Raw genomic sequence first — 15,338 nt, 5'->3', positions numbered from 1 at the left:
GGGGACCCACATGAGCCAGCCTGTTCCGCCACCGTCCGGCAATCCCTTCGCCGACCAGGGCGTTCCCTTCGCGCCGGCCCCGCCGCCGGCCCCCGTCCGTGACAACCTCGCCCTCGGTCTGGTGACCGCTGTCGTCGTAGCCCTCGTCGCGGGCGGGATCTACGGCGGCATCGCCGGAGCCATCGAGCGGGAGATCGGCTGGGCAGCGATCGGCGTCGGCTTCCTCACCGGCTTCGCGGCCGGCAAGGTGGGCGGACGCAACCCCCTGCTCCCCGTCGTCAGCGCCCTCTCCTCGCTGGTGGCCGTCTACCTGGGTCAGCTTCTCGCCATCGCGGTGATCATGGCGGACCTGACGGGCGGGTCGGTGACCGAGGTCCTGTTCGACCACTTCTCCGAGGTGATGGACCTCTGGAACGAGGCCAAGGACGTCATGACCTTCCTCTTCTTCGGTCTGGCCGGATTCGCGGCCTTCTCCGGCGCGAAGAAGTCCGCGGAGTGACCTCCGCCCGCCTCAGCTCCCGTCACAGCTGATCCGCGTACGCGGAAGGGGCCCGCACCACCCGGCGGTTTCCAGGAGTCGTCGCAACGACTCCTGGAGCCCGAGCCCGGTGCGGGCCCCTTGTCGTACGTACCGTCCGCACCCGTCCGGTGCGAAGCAGCCGACCTCAGCGCTTGTGCTGGGAGTCCGCCACCGTGACCTCCACGCGCTGGAACTCCTTGAGCTCGCTGTAGCCGGTCGTCGCCATCGCGCGGCGCAGCGCACCGAAGAAGTTCATGGAACCGTCCGGGATGTGCGAGGGGCCCGTCAGGACCTCCTCCGTCGTCCCGACGATGCCCAGGTCCACCAGCTTGCCGCGCGGGACGTCCTCGTGGACCGCCTCCATGCCCCAGTGGTGTCCACGGCCGGGCGCGTCCGTCGCTCGGGCGAGCGGCGAGCCGATCATCACCGCGTCCGCGCCGCACGCGATCGCCTTCGGCAGGTCTCCGGACCAGCCCACACCGCCGTCGGCGATGACGTGGACGTAGCGGCCGCCGGACTCGTCCATGTAGTCACGACGGGCCGCGGCCACATCGGCCACCGCGGTGGCCATCGGGACCTGGATGCCGAGCACGTTGCGCGTGGTGTGCGCCGCGCCGCCGCCGAAGCCGACGAGGACGCCCGCCGCGCCCGTACGCATCAGGTGCAGCGCCGCCGTATAGGTGGCGCAGCCGCCGACGATGACCGGCACGTCCAGCTCGTAGATGAACTGCTTCAGGTTCAGCGGCTCGGCGGCACCGGAGACGTGCTCGGCGGAGACCGTCGTGCCGCGGATGACGAAGATGTCGACGCCCGCGTCCACCACGGCCTTCGAGAACTGCGCGGTGCGCTGCGGCGAGAGCGCGGCGGCCGTCACGACGCCCGAGTCCCGGACCTCCTTGATGCGCTGCCCGATCAGCTCTTCCTTGATCGGCGCGGCGTAGATCTCCTGCAGACGGTTGGTCGCGGCGTCGGTCGGCAGCTCGGCGATCTCGTCGAGCAGCGGCTGCGGGTCCTCGTACCGGGTCCACAGGCCCTCGAGGTTCAGGACACCGAGGCCGCCCATCTCACCGATGCGGATCGCGGTCTGCGGGGAGACCACGGAGTCCATGGGAGCGGCCAGGAAGGGCAGCTCGAAACGGTAGGCGTCGATCTGCCAGGCGATCGAGACCTCCTTCGGGTCCCGGGTGCGCCGGCTCGGTACGACGGCGATGTCATCGAACGCGTACGCCCGGCGGCCGCGCTTGCCGCGCCCGATCTCGATCTCAGTCACGTGTGTGGCCTTTCCCTCTACGTCTGCGCCTACCAGTATCCCCGACACATACGTGAGGGGCGGTCCCGGCAACCTCCGGGACCGCCCCTCACGACGCGGTGACTACTTCCTGCTGTAGTTCGGCGCCTCGACCGTCATCTGGATGTCGTGCGGGTGGCTCTCCTTGAGACCCGCCGAGGTGATGCGCACGAACCGGCCGTTCGCCTGGAGCTCCGGGACCGTCCTGCCGCCGACGTAGAACATCGACTGCCGCAGACCACCGGTCAGTTGGTGCACGACCGCGGAGAGCGGACCGCGGTAGGGCACCTGGCCCTCGATGCCCTCGGGGACCAGCTTCTCGTCGGAGGCGACGCCCTCCTGGAAGTAGCGGTCCTTGGAGAAGGAGCGCTGCTCGCCGCGGGACTGCATCGCACCGAGCGAACCCATGCCGCGGTAGGACTTGAACTGCTTGCCGTTGATGAAGAGCAGCTCGCCCGGGGACTCCTCGCAGCCCGCGAGCAGCGAGCCCAGCATGACCGTGTCGGCGCCCGCGACCAGGGCCTTCGCGATGTCGCCGGAGTACTGGAGGCCACCGTCGCCGATGACCGGGACACCGGCCTCCTTGGCGGCCAGCGAGGCCTCGTAGATCGCCGTGACCTGGGGAACGCCGATACCGGCGACGACCCGGGTCGTACAGATGGAGCCGGGGCCCACGCCGACCTTGATGCCGTCGACACCGGCGTCGATCAGTGCCTGGGCGCCGTCACGCGTGGCGATGTTGCCGCCGATGACATCCACACCCGCGGCGTTCGACTTGATCTTGGCGACCATGTCGCCGACCAGCCGGGAGTGGCCGTGGGCGGTGTCGACGACGATGAAGTCGACGCCCGCCTCGATCAGGGCCTGGGCGCGCTCGAAGGCGTCGCCCGCGACACCGACGGCCGCGCCGACGAGCAGCCTGCCGTCCGTGTCCTTGGCGGCCATCGGGTACTTCTCGGCCTTGACGAAGTCCTTGACCGTGATCAGGCCCTTGAGCACACCGGCGTCGTCGACCAGCGGAAGCTTCTCGATCTTGTGGCGGCGCAGCAGCTCCATGGCGTCCACGCCGGAGATCCCGACCTTGCCCGTGACCAGCGGCATCGGGGTCATGACCTCACGCACCTGGCGGCTGCGGTCCGACTCGAAGGCCATGTCACGGTTGGTGACGATGCCGAGCAGCTTGCCGCCGCGGTCGGTGACCGGCACACCGCTGATGCGGAACTTCGCGCACAGCTGGTCGGCCTCACCGAGCGTCGCGTCCGGGTTCACCGTGATCGGGTCGGTGACCATGCCGGACTCGGATCGCTTGACCAGGTCGACCTGGTTGGCCTGGTCGGCGATGGAGAGATTGCGGTGCAGCACGCCGGCGCCGCCCTGGCGGGCCATCGCGATGGCCATGCGCGCCTCGGTGACCTTGTCCATCGCCGCGGACAGCAGCGGGATGTTCACCCGTACGTTCTTCGAGATGTACGAGGAGGTGTCGATCTGGTCGGGCGCCATGTCCGACGAGCCCGGCAGCAGCAGCACATCGTCGTAGGTCAGCCCGAGTGTCGCGAATTTTTCGGGCACTCCGTCGACGTTGGTCATGACACCTTCCCCAAATGGCCTTGATCGGTGCGGATGTCCATGCTAACGGGCTCTGAACCCGTCTCATTCCACGATCAAGATCGGCCGGCAGCTTTGTTCCTTCGTACGTATAGGAAGACCGTACGACTCACTGCTCGGCCAGTGCACGCAGCCTGCTCAGAGCCCGGTGCTGGGCGACCCGCACCGCGCCGGGTGACATGCCCAGCATCTGTCCCGTCTCCTCCGCGGTCAGACCGACCGCGACCCGCAGCACCAGCAGCTCGCGCTGGTTCTCCGGGAGGTTGGCGAGGAGCTTCTTGGCCCATTCGGCGTCGTCGCTGAGCAGCGCGCGTTCCTCGGGGCCGAGGGAGTCGTCCGGGCGCTCCGGCATCTCGTCGGACGGTACGGCCGTCGATCCCGGGTGACGCATGGCCGCCCGCTGCAGATCGGCGACCTTGTGGGTGGCGATGGCGAAGACGAAGGCCTCGAACGGCCGCCCGGTGTCCTTGTACCGCGGCAGTGCCATCAGCACCGCGACACAGACCTCTTGGGCGAGGTCTTCCACGAAGTGACGCGCGTCTCCCGGCAGCCGGCTGAGCCGGGTGCGGCAGTAACGCAGCGCGAGGGGGTGAACGTGCGCGAGGAGATCGTGCGTGGCCTGCTGGTCTCCGTCGACGGCACGGTGAACCAGGGAACCGATGGCCCCCTGAGCGGTCACCGCCTCGTCGTCACGCATCGGTCCATGGTGCCTTGGCGGCTGAGCATCCGCGGCACCGCGTCCAATGTTGTGCACCGAAGCGTTATGAGCAGGTGCGCCGGAACTCATCGCCTGCGCCCTCCCCTTCCGCTCGACAGACTCGTTCCCAAGGAACTCCACATCTCAAGGATGCGGCATCGGGCGGGAAACGAATGCCCGCGGGCGTCCGATTCCCCGCCCACCGTACGGCGGGCGGGGTCCGTGGCGCCCCGGGGACGACCCGTCCGCCGGGTCGAAGGGGGTGTCCGCGATGGGTCGTCGTCCGCCCGCGGGGCGGGGTTCGCGGCGTCCGGTGCGTGCGATCGCAGGGCGCCGGTGCGCCCTCGCGGCGGAGCCACTCGGGCGCACCGGCATCGCAGCGTGGGGGCACCTCCCGTGCCCGAAGGGCTACGGGGGAGTGCGTGCGGGGCGTCGCGAATCAGACGAGACGTCGCGGACACGACCTAGCGGACCAGGCCCCAGCGGAATCCGAGCGCAACGGCGTGCGCACGGTCCGAGGCGCCCAGCTTCTTGAAGAGCCGCCTGGCGTGCGTCTTCACCGTGTCCTCGGACAGGAAGAGCTCCCGGCCGATCTCGGCATTCGACCGGCCGTGGCTCATGCCTTCGAGCACCTGGATCTCGCGTGCGGTGAGCGTGGGCGCGGCACCCATCTCGGCCGAACGCAGCCGGCGCGGGGCGAGCCGCCAGGTCGGGTCGGCGAGCGCCTGGGTGACCGTGGCCCGCAGTTCGGCGCGCGAGGCGTCCTTGTGCAGATATCCGCGGGCTCCCGCGGCGACCGCGAGCGCGACCCCGTCCAGGTCCTCGGCGACGGTGAGCATGATGATCCGGGCGCCGGGGTCCGCGGACAGCAGTCTGCGGACCGTCTCGACGCCACCCAGACCGGGCATGCGTACGTCCATCAGAATCAGGTCCGAGCGGTCGGCCCCCCAGCGGCGGAGGACTTCCTCGCCGTTGGCCGCGGTCGTCACGCGCTCGACGCCGGGCACGGTCGCGACCGCGCGGCGGAGCGCCTCTCGGGCAAGCGGGGAGTCGTCGCAGACGAGGACGGATGTCATGGCCGTCCTCCGCAGCTGATGCGCGTCACCTTGAGCCTCCAGGCTGGGTACGTTTCGTCACCTGTGCGGTTGAACGCTCTCGGACATGTGCCCTAGCGCTTGTTCCTTCAACCGCCTCCGCACTACCAACGACGGTCACTCGAAAGAGTTACGGGTCGGACTGCCCACTTCAGCACACCATGTGAGGGGCCGTACGCGACGTAGAGCAATGCAGGTCAACAGGTCTTCACCCGGAAGCTATGCCCCATTTAGCGGCTTTTCTTCACTTTCTGCGGTGTCTGTGGCTAGATTCGCAATGAGTCATATTTACATCTACTTACACAGTAGATGTACGGTCGTGGGGCATGGTGCGGGTGCCGGATACGGCTCGTATCCGCCGCTCGTGCGCGACCTGACCGACCTGACCTGTATCCACTCAGCACGGTTTCAAGGGGCAAGCGCTATGGCAGATTTCTCCCGCCTTCCCGGACCCAACGCCGATCTGTGGGACTGGCAGCTCCTCGCGGCCTGCCGTGGGGTGGACAGCTCGCTCTTCTTCCATCCCGAGGGTGAGCGGGGCGCGGCACGCAGTGCACGAGAGAACTCGGCGAAAGAGGTCTGCATGAGGTGCCCGGTCCGCGCGGAGTGCGCGGCACACGCGCTGGCGGTGCGGGAGCCGTACGGCGTGTGGGGCGGACTGACCGAGGACGAACGCGAGGAGCTCATGGGACGGGCCCGGCACCGGCTGATCCCCGCGACGAGCGTCACGGGTGTGGGGAGAGGTTGACACCCGTTTGCCCCAACCGTTCGAAGAAACGTTCCTGCACTCACCCCTGCCCGCATCCGGGCAGGGGTGACGCGCGTCGGCGGCCAAGGCATGCGCAGGCGCGCCCGGGGGGTGTCAGCGGGCCGCGGCGAGGGCCAGTCGGTCGAGGGTCGCCGAGACCGCGGGGACCTGGGCGAGGTCGGGGAGGGTGAGCGCGACGATCTCGCGTTCGACGGCGGGGACGACCGTGACCGTCCGCGCGCCCTTGGGGCGTACCGACTCCAGGGCCAGCTCCGGCAGCACAGCGACGCCCAGACCCGCCCCGACCAGGCCGATCACCGCCGGGTAGTCGTCGGTGGCGAAATCGATCCGGGGGGTGAAGCCGGCCTTCTCGCAGACCTCGACCAGCTGCCGGCGACAGCGCGGGCAGCCCGCGATCCAGGACTCCTCGGCGAGATCGGCGACGGTGACCGTGGCGGACGCGGCCAGCCGGTGACCCTCCGGGACCAGGCCGACGAGCCGGTCCGTGAGCAGGGGCCGGACGACCAGGTCGTCCCACTCGGCCTCTCCGCCGTCGTAACGGAACGCCAGCGCCACGTCGCAGTCGCCCCCGCGCAGCATCTCCACCGACCGCGGCGGCTCGGCCTCGACCAGCGAGACCCGGGTGCCGGGATGGGCCGCCCGCAGCGCGGCCAGCGCGGTGGGGACCAGCGTGGAACTGCCGCTGGGGAAGGAGACCAGACGCACCCGGCCCGCGCGCAGCCCGGCGATGGCGGCGATCTCCTCCTCGGCGGCGGTGAGACCCGCGAGGATGCCGGACGCGTGGCGCACGAGCGCCTCACCGGCCTGCGTCAGCCGCATCTCGCGGCCCGTACGGATCAGGAGTGGGGTGCCCGCCGACACCTCTAGCGCCTTCATCTGCTGGCTGACGGCCGGCTGGGTGCAGCCGAGTGAGCGTGCCGCCGCGGAGAAGGACCCGGTGGCGGCGACCGCGCGGAACACTCGGAGATGGCGGGCTTCGATCACCCCACGAATATAAGGGGGCCTTGGAGATCGGGGCAATTAGTGGCTGGATCGTTTGGGCACGCCGGGGTTACCGTGCGGACATGAAGGTTCTGACGGTCAACGTGGGCCGCGCCAAGGCGGCGGGCTACACCGACGCCCCGGACGGTACGACGGGGATCGACAAGCGGCCCGCCAAGGACGTCGTCATGGTCACCGACCCCGGGCCGAAGGGCCGTGGCGGCAGCGGCCTCGCCGGGGACACGGTCTGCGATCTGCGCCATCACGGCGGGACGCATCAGGCGGTGTACGCCTTCGCCCGGGAGGATCTGGATTTCTGGGAGCGGGAGTTGGGCCACCCGATCCCCAACGGCACCTTCGGCGAGAACCTCACCACGATCGGCCTCGACGTCAACAACGCGAGGATCGGGGAGCGTTGGCGGATCGGCGACTCCCTCGTGCTGGAGGTGACGAGCGGCCGTGTCCCGTGCCGCACGTTCGGATCCTGGCTGGGCGAGAAGGGCTGGGTCAGGCGCTTCACCCGGCATGCCGTGCCGGGCGCGTATCTGAGGGTCGTCGAGCCGGGTGGGATCCGGGCGGGCGACCCCGTCGCGATCGTGCACACCCCCGGCCACACGGTGACGGTGGAAAAGGCGTTCCGCGCCGGGACCACCGAGCGGGCGCTGCTGCCGGAGATCCTCGCCGCGGGCGACGCGCTCCACCCCGAACTGCTCGCGACGGCGCGTACGTATGCGGAGAAGTACGGCACGTAGGGACGCCTCCTGGATCGGGCGGGCACAGTGCGCGAGAGCCCGTCCCGCAGGCCGGGCGTGTACACGGCATCGACACGCGGGGCACTAACGTGCCGCCTATGACGACTGCACTGATTACGGGAGCGACCGCGGGCATCGGTGCCGCGTTCGCGCGGCGGCTCGCCGCCGAGGGACACAACCTGGTGCTGGTGGCCCGTGACACCAAACGGCTGCAGGAGCACGCCACCGAGCTGCACGACCGGCACGGCATCGAGGCGGAGGTGCTGACCGCGGACCTGTCCGGGGAGGACGGGATCACGGCCGTCGAGAAGCGGCTGGGCGACCGCAAGAATCCGGTGGATCTGCTGGTCAACAATGCCGGGTTCGGCAACAAGGGCCGCTTCCTGGAAGTGTCCATGGCCGACGAGCTGACGATGCTGAAGGTGCACTGCGAGGCGGTGCTCCGGCTCACGGCCGCGGCGACCGCGGTGATGCGCGACCGCGGACGCGGCGGTGTGGTGAACGTGGCCTCGGTGGCGGCGTTCGTCCCCCGCGGGACCTACGGGGCGTCGAAGGCGTGGGTCGTGCAGTTCACGCAGGGCGCGGCACGGGACCTGGCGGGGTCCGGCGTACGGCTGATGGCGCTGTGCCCCGGATTCGTACGCACCGAGTTCCACGAGCGTGCCGGCATGGGCACCGACAACATCCCGAACTGGATGTGGCTGGACGCCGACAAGGTGGTGGAGGCGGGGCTCGCCGACCTGGCCCGCGGCAAGGCGGTCTCGATCCCGGACCCGCGGTACAAGGCACTGATGGGAATGGCCAAGCTGGCGCCGCGCAATCTGCTGGGCGGGGTGACGTCGAAGACGGGCCGCAAGTACGGACCGCAGTGAGCCGCGGGCGATAGGGCCGCGGGCGAGCGGCCGCGGGCGAAGGCCCGCGGCTGCCGGTGCACGGCGGGCGGTCGGCGGGCCGGCAGGCGGTCGGCGGGCCGGCACATCCCGTCCGGGCGAGGCGGGGTGAGCGGCGCCGGGCGCGCCGTCACATCCCGTCGCGGGCGGGGCGGGGTGAGCGGTGCCGGGCGCGCCGTCACATCCCGTCCTCCCGGCCGTGTGAACAGATTCCGCGCCGGGCAGCGTGAGCGGGTACCGGCCAGGCACAAGGAAGCAGGGTCATGCAGCAGCGCACCGACGGACGTCCCGCTGTCCTCCTCGCCATGGGCCCGGGGATCGCGGACCAACTGTTCACCGATCCCCTGCGGGCCCGGCTGGTGGCCCTCGCCGACACCGATCCGCGTCTGGTCGCGCACGATCTGGCCGCCCCCACCCCCCGGGTCGCCTCCGCGCTCGCCACCGCCGAGGTCCTGCTGACCTGCTGGGGCGCGCCCGTGCTCACCGCCGAGGTGCTCGACTCGGCACCCCGGCTGCGTGCCGTCGTCCACGCGGCCGGCTCCGTCAAGCACCACATCACCGACGCCTGTTGGGAGCGCGGCATCACGCTGGCGTCCGCCGCGTCCGCCAACGCGCTGCCCGTCGCCGAGTACACGCTCGCCGCCATCCTCTTCGCCGGCAAACGGGTGCTGCGGTCGGCCCAGCAGTACGGCCGGCTGCGTACCGCCCATGACTGGCGGGAGGAACTGGCCGGGGCCGGCAACTTCCGCAGCACGGTCGGGATCGTCGGCGCGTCCCGCATCGGCCGCCGGGTGACCGAGCTGCTGCGCCCCTTCGACCTGGACGTACTGCTCTACGACCCGTACGTCGGCGTCGCCGAGGCCGAAGCGCTCGGTGCGGTGAAGGCGGAGCTCGACGACCTGTGCGCCGGCAGCTCCGTCGTCTCGGTCCATGCCCCGGAGCTGGCGAGTACTCGCCATATGATCGATGCCCGCCGGCTCGCGCTGATGCCGGACGGCGCGACACTGATCAACACCTCGCGCGGCTCGCTGATCGACGAGGACGCGCTGCTGCGGGAACTGGTCCCGGGCCGACTGCACGCCGTGCTCGACGTCACCGAGCCGGAGATCCCGCCCGCGGACTCCCCGCTCTACACCCTGCCGAACGTGCTGCTGACCCCCCATGTCGCGGGCTCGCTCGGCAACGAGCTGCACCGGATGACGGAGCAGGCACTCGACGAACTGGAGCGGTACGGCAAGGGCCTGCCGTTCCAGGAGCCGGTTCACGCGCACACGCTGGGCCAGTCCGCGTAGGAACCGGGGGCGGATTCCGGGCGGGGCCCGCGGCCCGGCCGCAAGCGGAGCCTGCCTTCCGGCCGGAGACTGTCACATCCGCCCGTTTGCCGCGTCATCCCTACGAGGACGACGATCGACATCCTGACCGTTCCAAGACCGGCTGAGCCGGCACGATCCGGCCTTCGTCGGCGACCGGGCCGTACTGACTGACGGGGCCCGGCAAGCACCGTCCCGTCTCCCCGGTCGCAGCCGTCAGGCGCATCCCCCAGCGGCGCGGAAAACACCGAGCCCGGTGCCCCCGCGACGGGGACACCGGGCTCGGCGGTGAAGTCTGACGTCAGGCGTCGAACGTCAGTGGGAGTGGCCGTGACCGTGGCCGTGGCCCGCGTCGGACTCTTCCTCCGCCGGCTTCTCGACGACCAGGGTCTCGGTCGTGAGCAGCAGGGAGGCGATGGACGCGGCGTTCTCCAGGGCGGAGCGCGTGACCTTGACCGGGTCGATGACGCCGGCCTTCACCAGGTCGCCGTACTCGCCGGTCGCGGCGTTGAAGCCCTGGCCCTTGTCGAGCTCCGCCACCTTCGCGGTGATGACGTAGCCCTCGAGGCCGGCGTTCTCCGCGATCCAGCGCAGCGGCTCGACGGCAGCGCGGCGGACGACGGCGACACCGGTGGCCTCGTCGCCCTCCTTGCCGAGGTTGCCGTCGAGGACCTTGACCGCGTGGACGAGCGCGGAGCCACCACCGGAGACGATGCCCTCCTCGACCGCGGCGCGGGTCGCGGAGATGGCGTCCTCCAGACGGTGCTTCTTCTCCTTGAGCTCCACCTCGGTGGCGGCGCCGACCTTGATCACGCACACGCCGCCGGCCAGCTTCGCGAGGCGCTCCTGGAGCTTCTCGCGGTCCCAGTCGGAGTCCGTGGACTCGATCTCGGCCTTGATCTGGTTGATACGGCCGGCGACGTCGTCCGGGTTGCCGCCACCGTCGACGATGGTGGTGTCGTCCTTCGTCACCGTCACGCGGCGGGCGCTGCCCAGTACGTCGAGACCGGCCTGGTCGAGCTTGAGGCCGACCTCTTCGGAGATGACGGTCGCGCCGGTGAGGCTCGCCATGTCCTGGAGCATCGCCTTGCGGCGGTCGCCGAAGCCCGGGGCCTTCACCGCGACGGCGTTGAAGGTGCCACGGATCTTGTTGACGACGAGGGTGGAGAGCGCCTCGCCCTCGACGTCCTCGGCGATGATCAGCAGCGGCCGGGAGCCGCCCGCCTGGATGACCTTCTCCAGCAGCGGCAGCAGGTCCTGGATCGAGGTGATCTTGCCCTGGTTGATCAGGATGTACGGGTCGTCGAGGACGGCCTCCATACGCTCCTGGTCGGTCACCATGTACGGCGAGAGGTAGCCCTTGTCGAAGGCCATGCCCTCGGTGAACTCCAGCTCCAGGCCGAAGGTGTTGGACTCCTCGACGGTGATGACACCGTCCTTGCCGACCTTGTCCATCGCCTCGGCGATGAGCTCGCCGACCTGCTGGTCCTGTGCGGAGAGCGCGGCCACGGCGGCGATGTCGGCCTTGTCGTCGATCGGCCGGGCGGTCGCGAGGAGCTCCTCGGACACGGCCTTGACCGCGGCGTCGATGCCCTTCTTCAGGGCGGCCGGGGAGGCGCCCGCGGCGACGTTGCGCAGGCCCTCGCGGACCAGCGCCTGGGCCAGCACGGTGGCGGTGGTGGTGCCGTCACCAGCGATGTCGTTGGTCTTGGTCGCCACCTCCTTCACCAGCTGGGCGCCCAGGTTCTCGTACGGGTCCTCGACCTCGACCTCGCGGGCGATGGTGACACCGTCGTTGGTGATGGTGGGTGCGCCGAACTTCTTGTCGATGACGACGTTGCGGCCACGGGGGCCGATCGTCACCTTGACCGTGTCGGCAAGCTTGTTGACGCCGCGCTCGAGGGCGCGACGGGCGTCCTCGTCGAACTTCAGGATCTTCGCCATGGAGCGATTCAGCCCTCTCGGAAAGCTGGGGGTGAACGAACTACGCCCCCGGTCGCCCGGCCCTCTCGGGGTCGCGCGGGCCGGGGGCGCAGCTCACAAGCACAAAACTACGGTGAATTACTTCTCGACGATCGCGAGCACGTCGCGGGCCGAGAGGACGAGGTACTCCTCGCCGTTGTACTTCACCTCGGTGCCGCCGTACTTGCTGTACAGAACGACATCGCCGGTCTGGACGTCGAGCGGCAGGCGCTCGCCGTTCTCGAAGCGACCCGGGCCCACGGCGAGGACGACGCCCTCCTGGGGCTTCTCCTTCGCGGTGTCCGGGATGACCAGGCCGGAGGCCGTGGTCTGCTCGGCGTCGAGCGGCTGGACCACAATGCGGTCCTCGAGCGGCTTGATGGCAACCTTGGAGCTGGCGGTCGTCACGATCCGACCTCCCCCTTCGGAGATCTCACGGGGTTAACTGAGCAGAAGTGGCGACCAGGTCGATCCGTCGTCGCGGGTGCCGGACCTGCCTGTCGCTGTGTTGGCACTCTCCGTTGGGGAGTGCCAGTGCCGAGACTATGACTGTGATTAGCACTCGGTCAAGCGGAGTGCCAATTCACCACTCTGCGTCGGGCCGTTCCGCCCATGTGGGGGAACGCTCGGGCGGGACGGGGCGTTCCCCGGCGCCGGGCGTGTCGGCCGGCGCCGGGTGTGTCGGCCGCCGCCGGATGTGAAGGCCGGCGCCGGATGTGAAGGCCGGCGCCGGGTGTGTCAGGTCCCGGCCGCACCGGGACTGACGGCACGCGGACTGCTGCTGTCACGGGCGATCGGGCGCGGCTTCCGGCGCACGCCCCGGCCAGGCTTCGTCCGGACGGTCCGGCGCGGCGTCGCACGCACGGCGCGGGCGATGGGCGCGATGGGTGCCGTGGGCGCGATGGACCCCGTGGATGCGGCCCAGCAGCCGGGTCGCCGGTTCGGCGAGACCGGGAGCGTCGAGGTCCTGCGGGCGGGCGCGGCCGTCGGCGGCGCGACGCGGTCCCGGGAGTGCGTCCACCCGGCGTACCAACGGCGCCTCGGGCCCCGGGTCGAACGGCTCGACCGCCCTGCGGCCGAGCCGTTCGATGGGATCCACGGACGCCGGTACACAGCCGGCACAGACGAGCAGCGCACCGGCCACGACCACCATCGCGGCCGACGGCCGGAGCGCGAGGCTCATACGTAGTCCTCCAGCTTGGCGACGGCGTACCCCTTGTCGGTCACCGTCTTCATCACCTTGCGGATCATGTCGGGCATGGTGCCCTTCCACTCGTCGCTGCCACGGAAGTGGGTGAGGATGATGTCGCCCGGGTGCAGTTTCCGGTCCCACTCGCGCCATTCCATGTGGTCGGGGAACGCCTCGGCGGCCCACAGCGGCACGGCCTTGACGCCGCACGAGCGCGCGGCCCGCAGGGTGTCCCGGTTGTAGTTGCCGTACGGCGGCCGGAAGAGCGGCGGCCGCTTCCCGTACCGCTTCTCGAGCTTGTCCTGCTGGTCGCAGATCTCCCGCTTCTGCGCAGCGTAGGAAAGACCGGGCAGGTAGCGGTGGTTGAGGGTGTGGTTGTGCAGCGAGACCCCCCGGTCCTGCATCCGCTGGAAGTAGTCGTAGTCGTCGTTGATCACGTAGTCGCTGAGGAACGCGCTGTACGGGATCCGCAGATCGCTCATCATCCGCAGCAGGTCGGGGTCCTTCTCCGAGCCGTCGTCGATCGTCAGGAAGACGACCTTCTCCTTGACCGGAACGGTCGTGAAAACGGGCGGCATCGACTCCTGCCCCTCGACCTCGAAGCCCTTGCGGGTGGTGATCTTCGGCTTGACGGCGGGCGGTGGGGGCGCGGCCAGGGGGGTACGGGCGAGGCCCCACTTCTTGGCAGCGGCGGCCCGGGCCGCCTGGTCGCGCTTGATCCGGGCCGCCCGGGCGGCGAGCGCCCCGGCCGCGCCGGACTCCTTCCGGGCCTCGGGACCCCGGTCGGCCTTCGGTCCGCCGGCCCCATCAGAGGACTCGGCCGCGCAGGCGGAGCCGAGAAGGGCGACGAGCAGGGCGGCCGCGGCGGCACGGCGGTGCGCCCGGCCACGACGCGATCGGGTGGTTTTCGCTGGCATGTTTCCGTTTTGTCCGACTAGCTGCATGGCGCTGGATCCTGTCAGCAGGGATCCCCACGGCCGGGCAGACACCTCCACCGCGGGCACACCATCGCCCACCTGGCCCACAATGGGCCGGTGAACGACCTCCCACTCTTCGCCGCCCTCCGTACCGAGGAGGGCCGGACCCTGCTCGCCGCCCTGCGGGACCACGACCCGGCCGAGGAATTGGCGATCGCCACCCGGCTGCGCCGCGAACACCCCACCGAGCTGGTCTCGGCGGCCCTGGGCCAGGCGCGGCTGCGGCAGCGGGCGGTGGCGAAGTTCGGCGAGCAGGACGCGTACCGGATGTACTTCACGCCGAACGGGGTCGAGCAGTCGACGCGGAAGCCGGTCGCGGAGTACCGGGCCCGGCGCTTCGGCGAACTCGGCACGGCCGAGGTCACCGACCTGTGCTGCGGGATCGGCGGCGACGCGATCGCCCTGGCCCGGGCCGGCATCCGCGTACTGGCGGTGGACCGCGACCCGCTGACGGCGGAGACGGCGCGGGCGAACGCGGACGCGCTGGAGCTCGGCGACCGGATCGAGGTGCGCTGCGCGGACGTCACGGAGATCGCGGCCGGACCGGGCGCGGTGTTCCTCGACCCGGCGCGCCGGGGAGGCCGGGGCCGCATCTTCGACCCCGAGGCGTACTCCCCTCCCCTGTCCTGGGCGATCGAGGCGGTACGCCGGGCGGGCACCGGCGCGGTGAAGATCGCCCCGGGAATCCCGCACGAACTGGTCCCGGACGACGCCGAGGCGGAGTGGATCTCGGACGGCGGCGACGTGAAGGAGGCGGTGCTCTGGTTCGGCACCACCCCGGGCACCCGCCGCGCCACCCTGCTCCCGGGCCCGCACTCCCTTCCGGGCCGCGGCCTGCCGGACCCGGCGGTCCGCAGAGTGGGCCGCTACCTCTACGAGCCGGACGGCGCGGTGATCCGGGCGCACCTGGTGGCAGAGGTGGCAGAGGACCTGGACGGCGGCCTGATCGACGAGACGATCGCGTACATCACGTCGGACGAACTCCGCCCGACGCCGTTCGCCACCGCGTACGAGATCACGGACGAACTCCCCTTCAACCTCAAGAAGCTGAAGGCACTGCTGCGGGAGCGGGAGGTCGGCAACCTGACGGTGAAGAAGCGCGGCTCGGCGGTGGAACCGGAGGAACTGCGCCGCAAGGTGAAACCGCAGGGGCGGAACGCGGCGACGGTGTTCCTGACGAGGGTGGCGGGGGCGCCGACGATGCTGGTGGGGCGTCCGGCGTAGACCGGGTCGCACAAGTGGAACCGCAGCACATCCTGCTCACCGCGGTCGCCACCGAGGGCCACCACCCGCCCGCTTGGGAA

At 70.6% G+C, this 15,338-nt stretch carries 15 protein-coding genes; 6 read left to right on the top strand and 9 right to left on the bottom strand.

Going from position 1 to position 15,338, the window contains the following annotated elements; translation table 11 throughout:
- Positions 1-10 precede the first annotated feature (10 nt).
- Positions 11-499 carry a hypothetical protein gene (locus tag ABTX78_RS06745; RefSeq protein ID WP_352205710.1) on the top strand — a complete coding sequence of 163 codons (489 nt, stop codon included), beginning with the start codon at positions 11-13 and terminating at the stop codon, positions 497-499.
- Positions 500-665: 166 nt separating this feature from the next.
- Here the strand turns inward: ABTX78_RS06745 and ABTX78_RS06740 are convergent, their stop codons facing one another.
- The 4 genes from ABTX78_RS06740 to ABTX78_RS06725 all read right to left on the bottom strand — a co-directional run bounded on the left by ABTX78_RS06740 (position 666) and on the right by ABTX78_RS06725 (position 5,186).
- On the bottom strand, positions 666-1,790 hold the full coding sequence (locus tag ABTX78_RS06740; RefSeq protein WP_313944631.1) for a GuaB3 family IMP dehydrogenase-related protein: 1,125 nt from the start codon (positions 1,788-1,790) through the stop codon (positions 666-668).
- Between the two features lie 102 nt (positions 1,791-1,892).
- Entirely contained in the window at positions 1,893-3,395 is a 1,503-nt protein-coding gene (gene guaB, locus ABTX78_RS06735) for an IMP dehydrogenase (RefSeq protein ID WP_352205709.1), read from the bottom strand.
- A gap of 127 nt (positions 3,396-3,522) precedes the next feature.
- Positions 3,523-4,110, bottom strand: a complete 588-nt coding sequence (locus tag ABTX78_RS06730; RefSeq protein WP_352205708.1) for a sigma-70 family RNA polymerase sigma factor — start codon at positions 4,108-4,110, stop codon at positions 3,523-3,525.
- Between the two features lie 464 nt (positions 4,111-4,574).
- Entirely contained in the window at positions 4,575-5,186 is a 612-nt protein-coding gene (locus ABTX78_RS06725; RefSeq protein WP_003948568.1) for a response regulator transcription factor, read from the bottom strand.
- Positions 5,187-5,628: 442 nt separating this feature from the next.
- On the opposite strand from ABTX78_RS06725, the gene ABTX78_RS06720 reads away from it, so the two are divergent.
- Entirely contained in the window at positions 5,629-5,952 is a 324-nt protein-coding gene (locus tag ABTX78_RS06720) for a WhiB family transcriptional regulator (RefSeq protein ID WP_352205707.1), read from the top strand.
- A 114-nt stretch (positions 5,953-6,066) separates the two neighbouring features.
- Here the strand turns inward: ABTX78_RS06720 and ABTX78_RS06715 are convergent, their stop codons facing one another.
- Positions 6,067-6,957: a LysR family transcriptional regulator gene (locus ABTX78_RS06715; RefSeq protein ID WP_352205706.1), complete on the bottom strand. Its 891-nt coding sequence runs from the start codon at positions 6,955-6,957 to the stop codon at positions 6,067-6,069.
- A gap of 80 nt (positions 6,958-7,037) precedes the next feature.
- Here ABTX78_RS06715 and ABTX78_RS06710 point away from each other — a divergent pair, with 80 nt between their 5' ends.
- The 3 genes from ABTX78_RS06710 to ABTX78_RS06700 all read left to right on the top strand — a co-directional run bounded on the left by ABTX78_RS06710 (position 7,038) and on the right by ABTX78_RS06700 (position 9,888).
- Positions 7,038-7,706, top strand: coding sequence for an MOSC domain-containing protein (locus tag ABTX78_RS06710; RefSeq protein WP_352205705.1), 669 nt, complete (start codon positions 7,038-7,040; stop codon positions 7,704-7,706).
- A 98-nt stretch (positions 7,707-7,804) separates the two neighbouring features.
- A complete protein-coding gene (locus ABTX78_RS06705) occupies positions 7,805-8,578 on the top strand; it encodes an SDR family NAD(P)-dependent oxidoreductase (RefSeq protein WP_352205704.1) in 774 nt (257 codons plus the stop codon).
- Positions 8,579-8,859: 281 nt separating this feature from the next.
- Complete coding sequence (locus ABTX78_RS06700; protein ID WP_352205703.1) at positions 8,860-9,888, top strand: hydroxyacid dehydrogenase; 1,029 nt, start codon at positions 8,860-8,862, stop codon at positions 9,886-9,888.
- A 333-nt stretch (positions 9,889-10,221) separates the two neighbouring features.
- Here the strand turns inward: ABTX78_RS06700 and groL are convergent, their stop codons facing one another.
- The 4 genes from groL to ABTX78_RS06680 all read right to left on the bottom strand — a co-directional run bounded on the left by groL (position 10,222) and on the right by ABTX78_RS06680 (position 13,974).
- Positions 10,222-11,850 (bottom strand): chaperonin GroEL, encoded by a 1,629-nt coding sequence (gene groL, locus ABTX78_RS06695; RefSeq protein ID WP_352205702.1) that lies wholly within the window; start codon positions 11,848-11,850, stop codon positions 10,222-10,224.
- Between the two features lie 117 nt (positions 11,851-11,967).
- Positions 11,968-12,276 carry a co-chaperone GroES gene (gene groES, locus ABTX78_RS06690; RefSeq protein ID WP_108151600.1) on the bottom strand — a complete coding sequence of 103 codons (309 nt, stop codon included), beginning with the start codon at positions 12,274-12,276 and terminating at the stop codon, positions 11,968-11,970.
- A 376-nt stretch (positions 12,277-12,652) separates the two neighbouring features.
- Positions 12,653-13,051, bottom strand: coding sequence for a hypothetical protein (locus ABTX78_RS06685; RefSeq protein WP_352205701.1), 399 nt, complete (start codon positions 13,049-13,051; stop codon positions 12,653-12,655).
- A complete protein-coding gene (locus ABTX78_RS06680; RefSeq protein ID WP_352205700.1) occupies positions 13,048-13,974 on the bottom strand; it encodes a polysaccharide deacetylase family protein in 927 nt (308 codons plus the stop codon). Before ABTX78_RS06680 ends, ABTX78_RS06685 begins: the two co-directional genes overlap by 4 nt.
- A gap of 117 nt (positions 13,975-14,091) precedes the next feature.
- Here ABTX78_RS06680 and ABTX78_RS06675 point away from each other — a divergent pair, with 117 nt between their 5' ends.
- Entirely contained in the window at positions 14,092-15,258 is a 1,167-nt protein-coding gene (locus tag ABTX78_RS06675) for a THUMP-like domain-containing protein (RefSeq protein ID WP_502993783.1), read from the top strand.
- Positions 15,259-15,338 lie beyond the last annotated feature (80 nt).

Origin of the sequence: Streptomyces sp. NPDC096193, from assembly GCF_040302905.1 — a bacterium.
Classification (GTDB): Bacteria; Actinomycetota; Actinomycetes; order Streptomycetales; family Streptomycetaceae; genus Streptomyces.
This window is presented reverse-complemented; position numbering and strand designations above follow the sequence as displayed.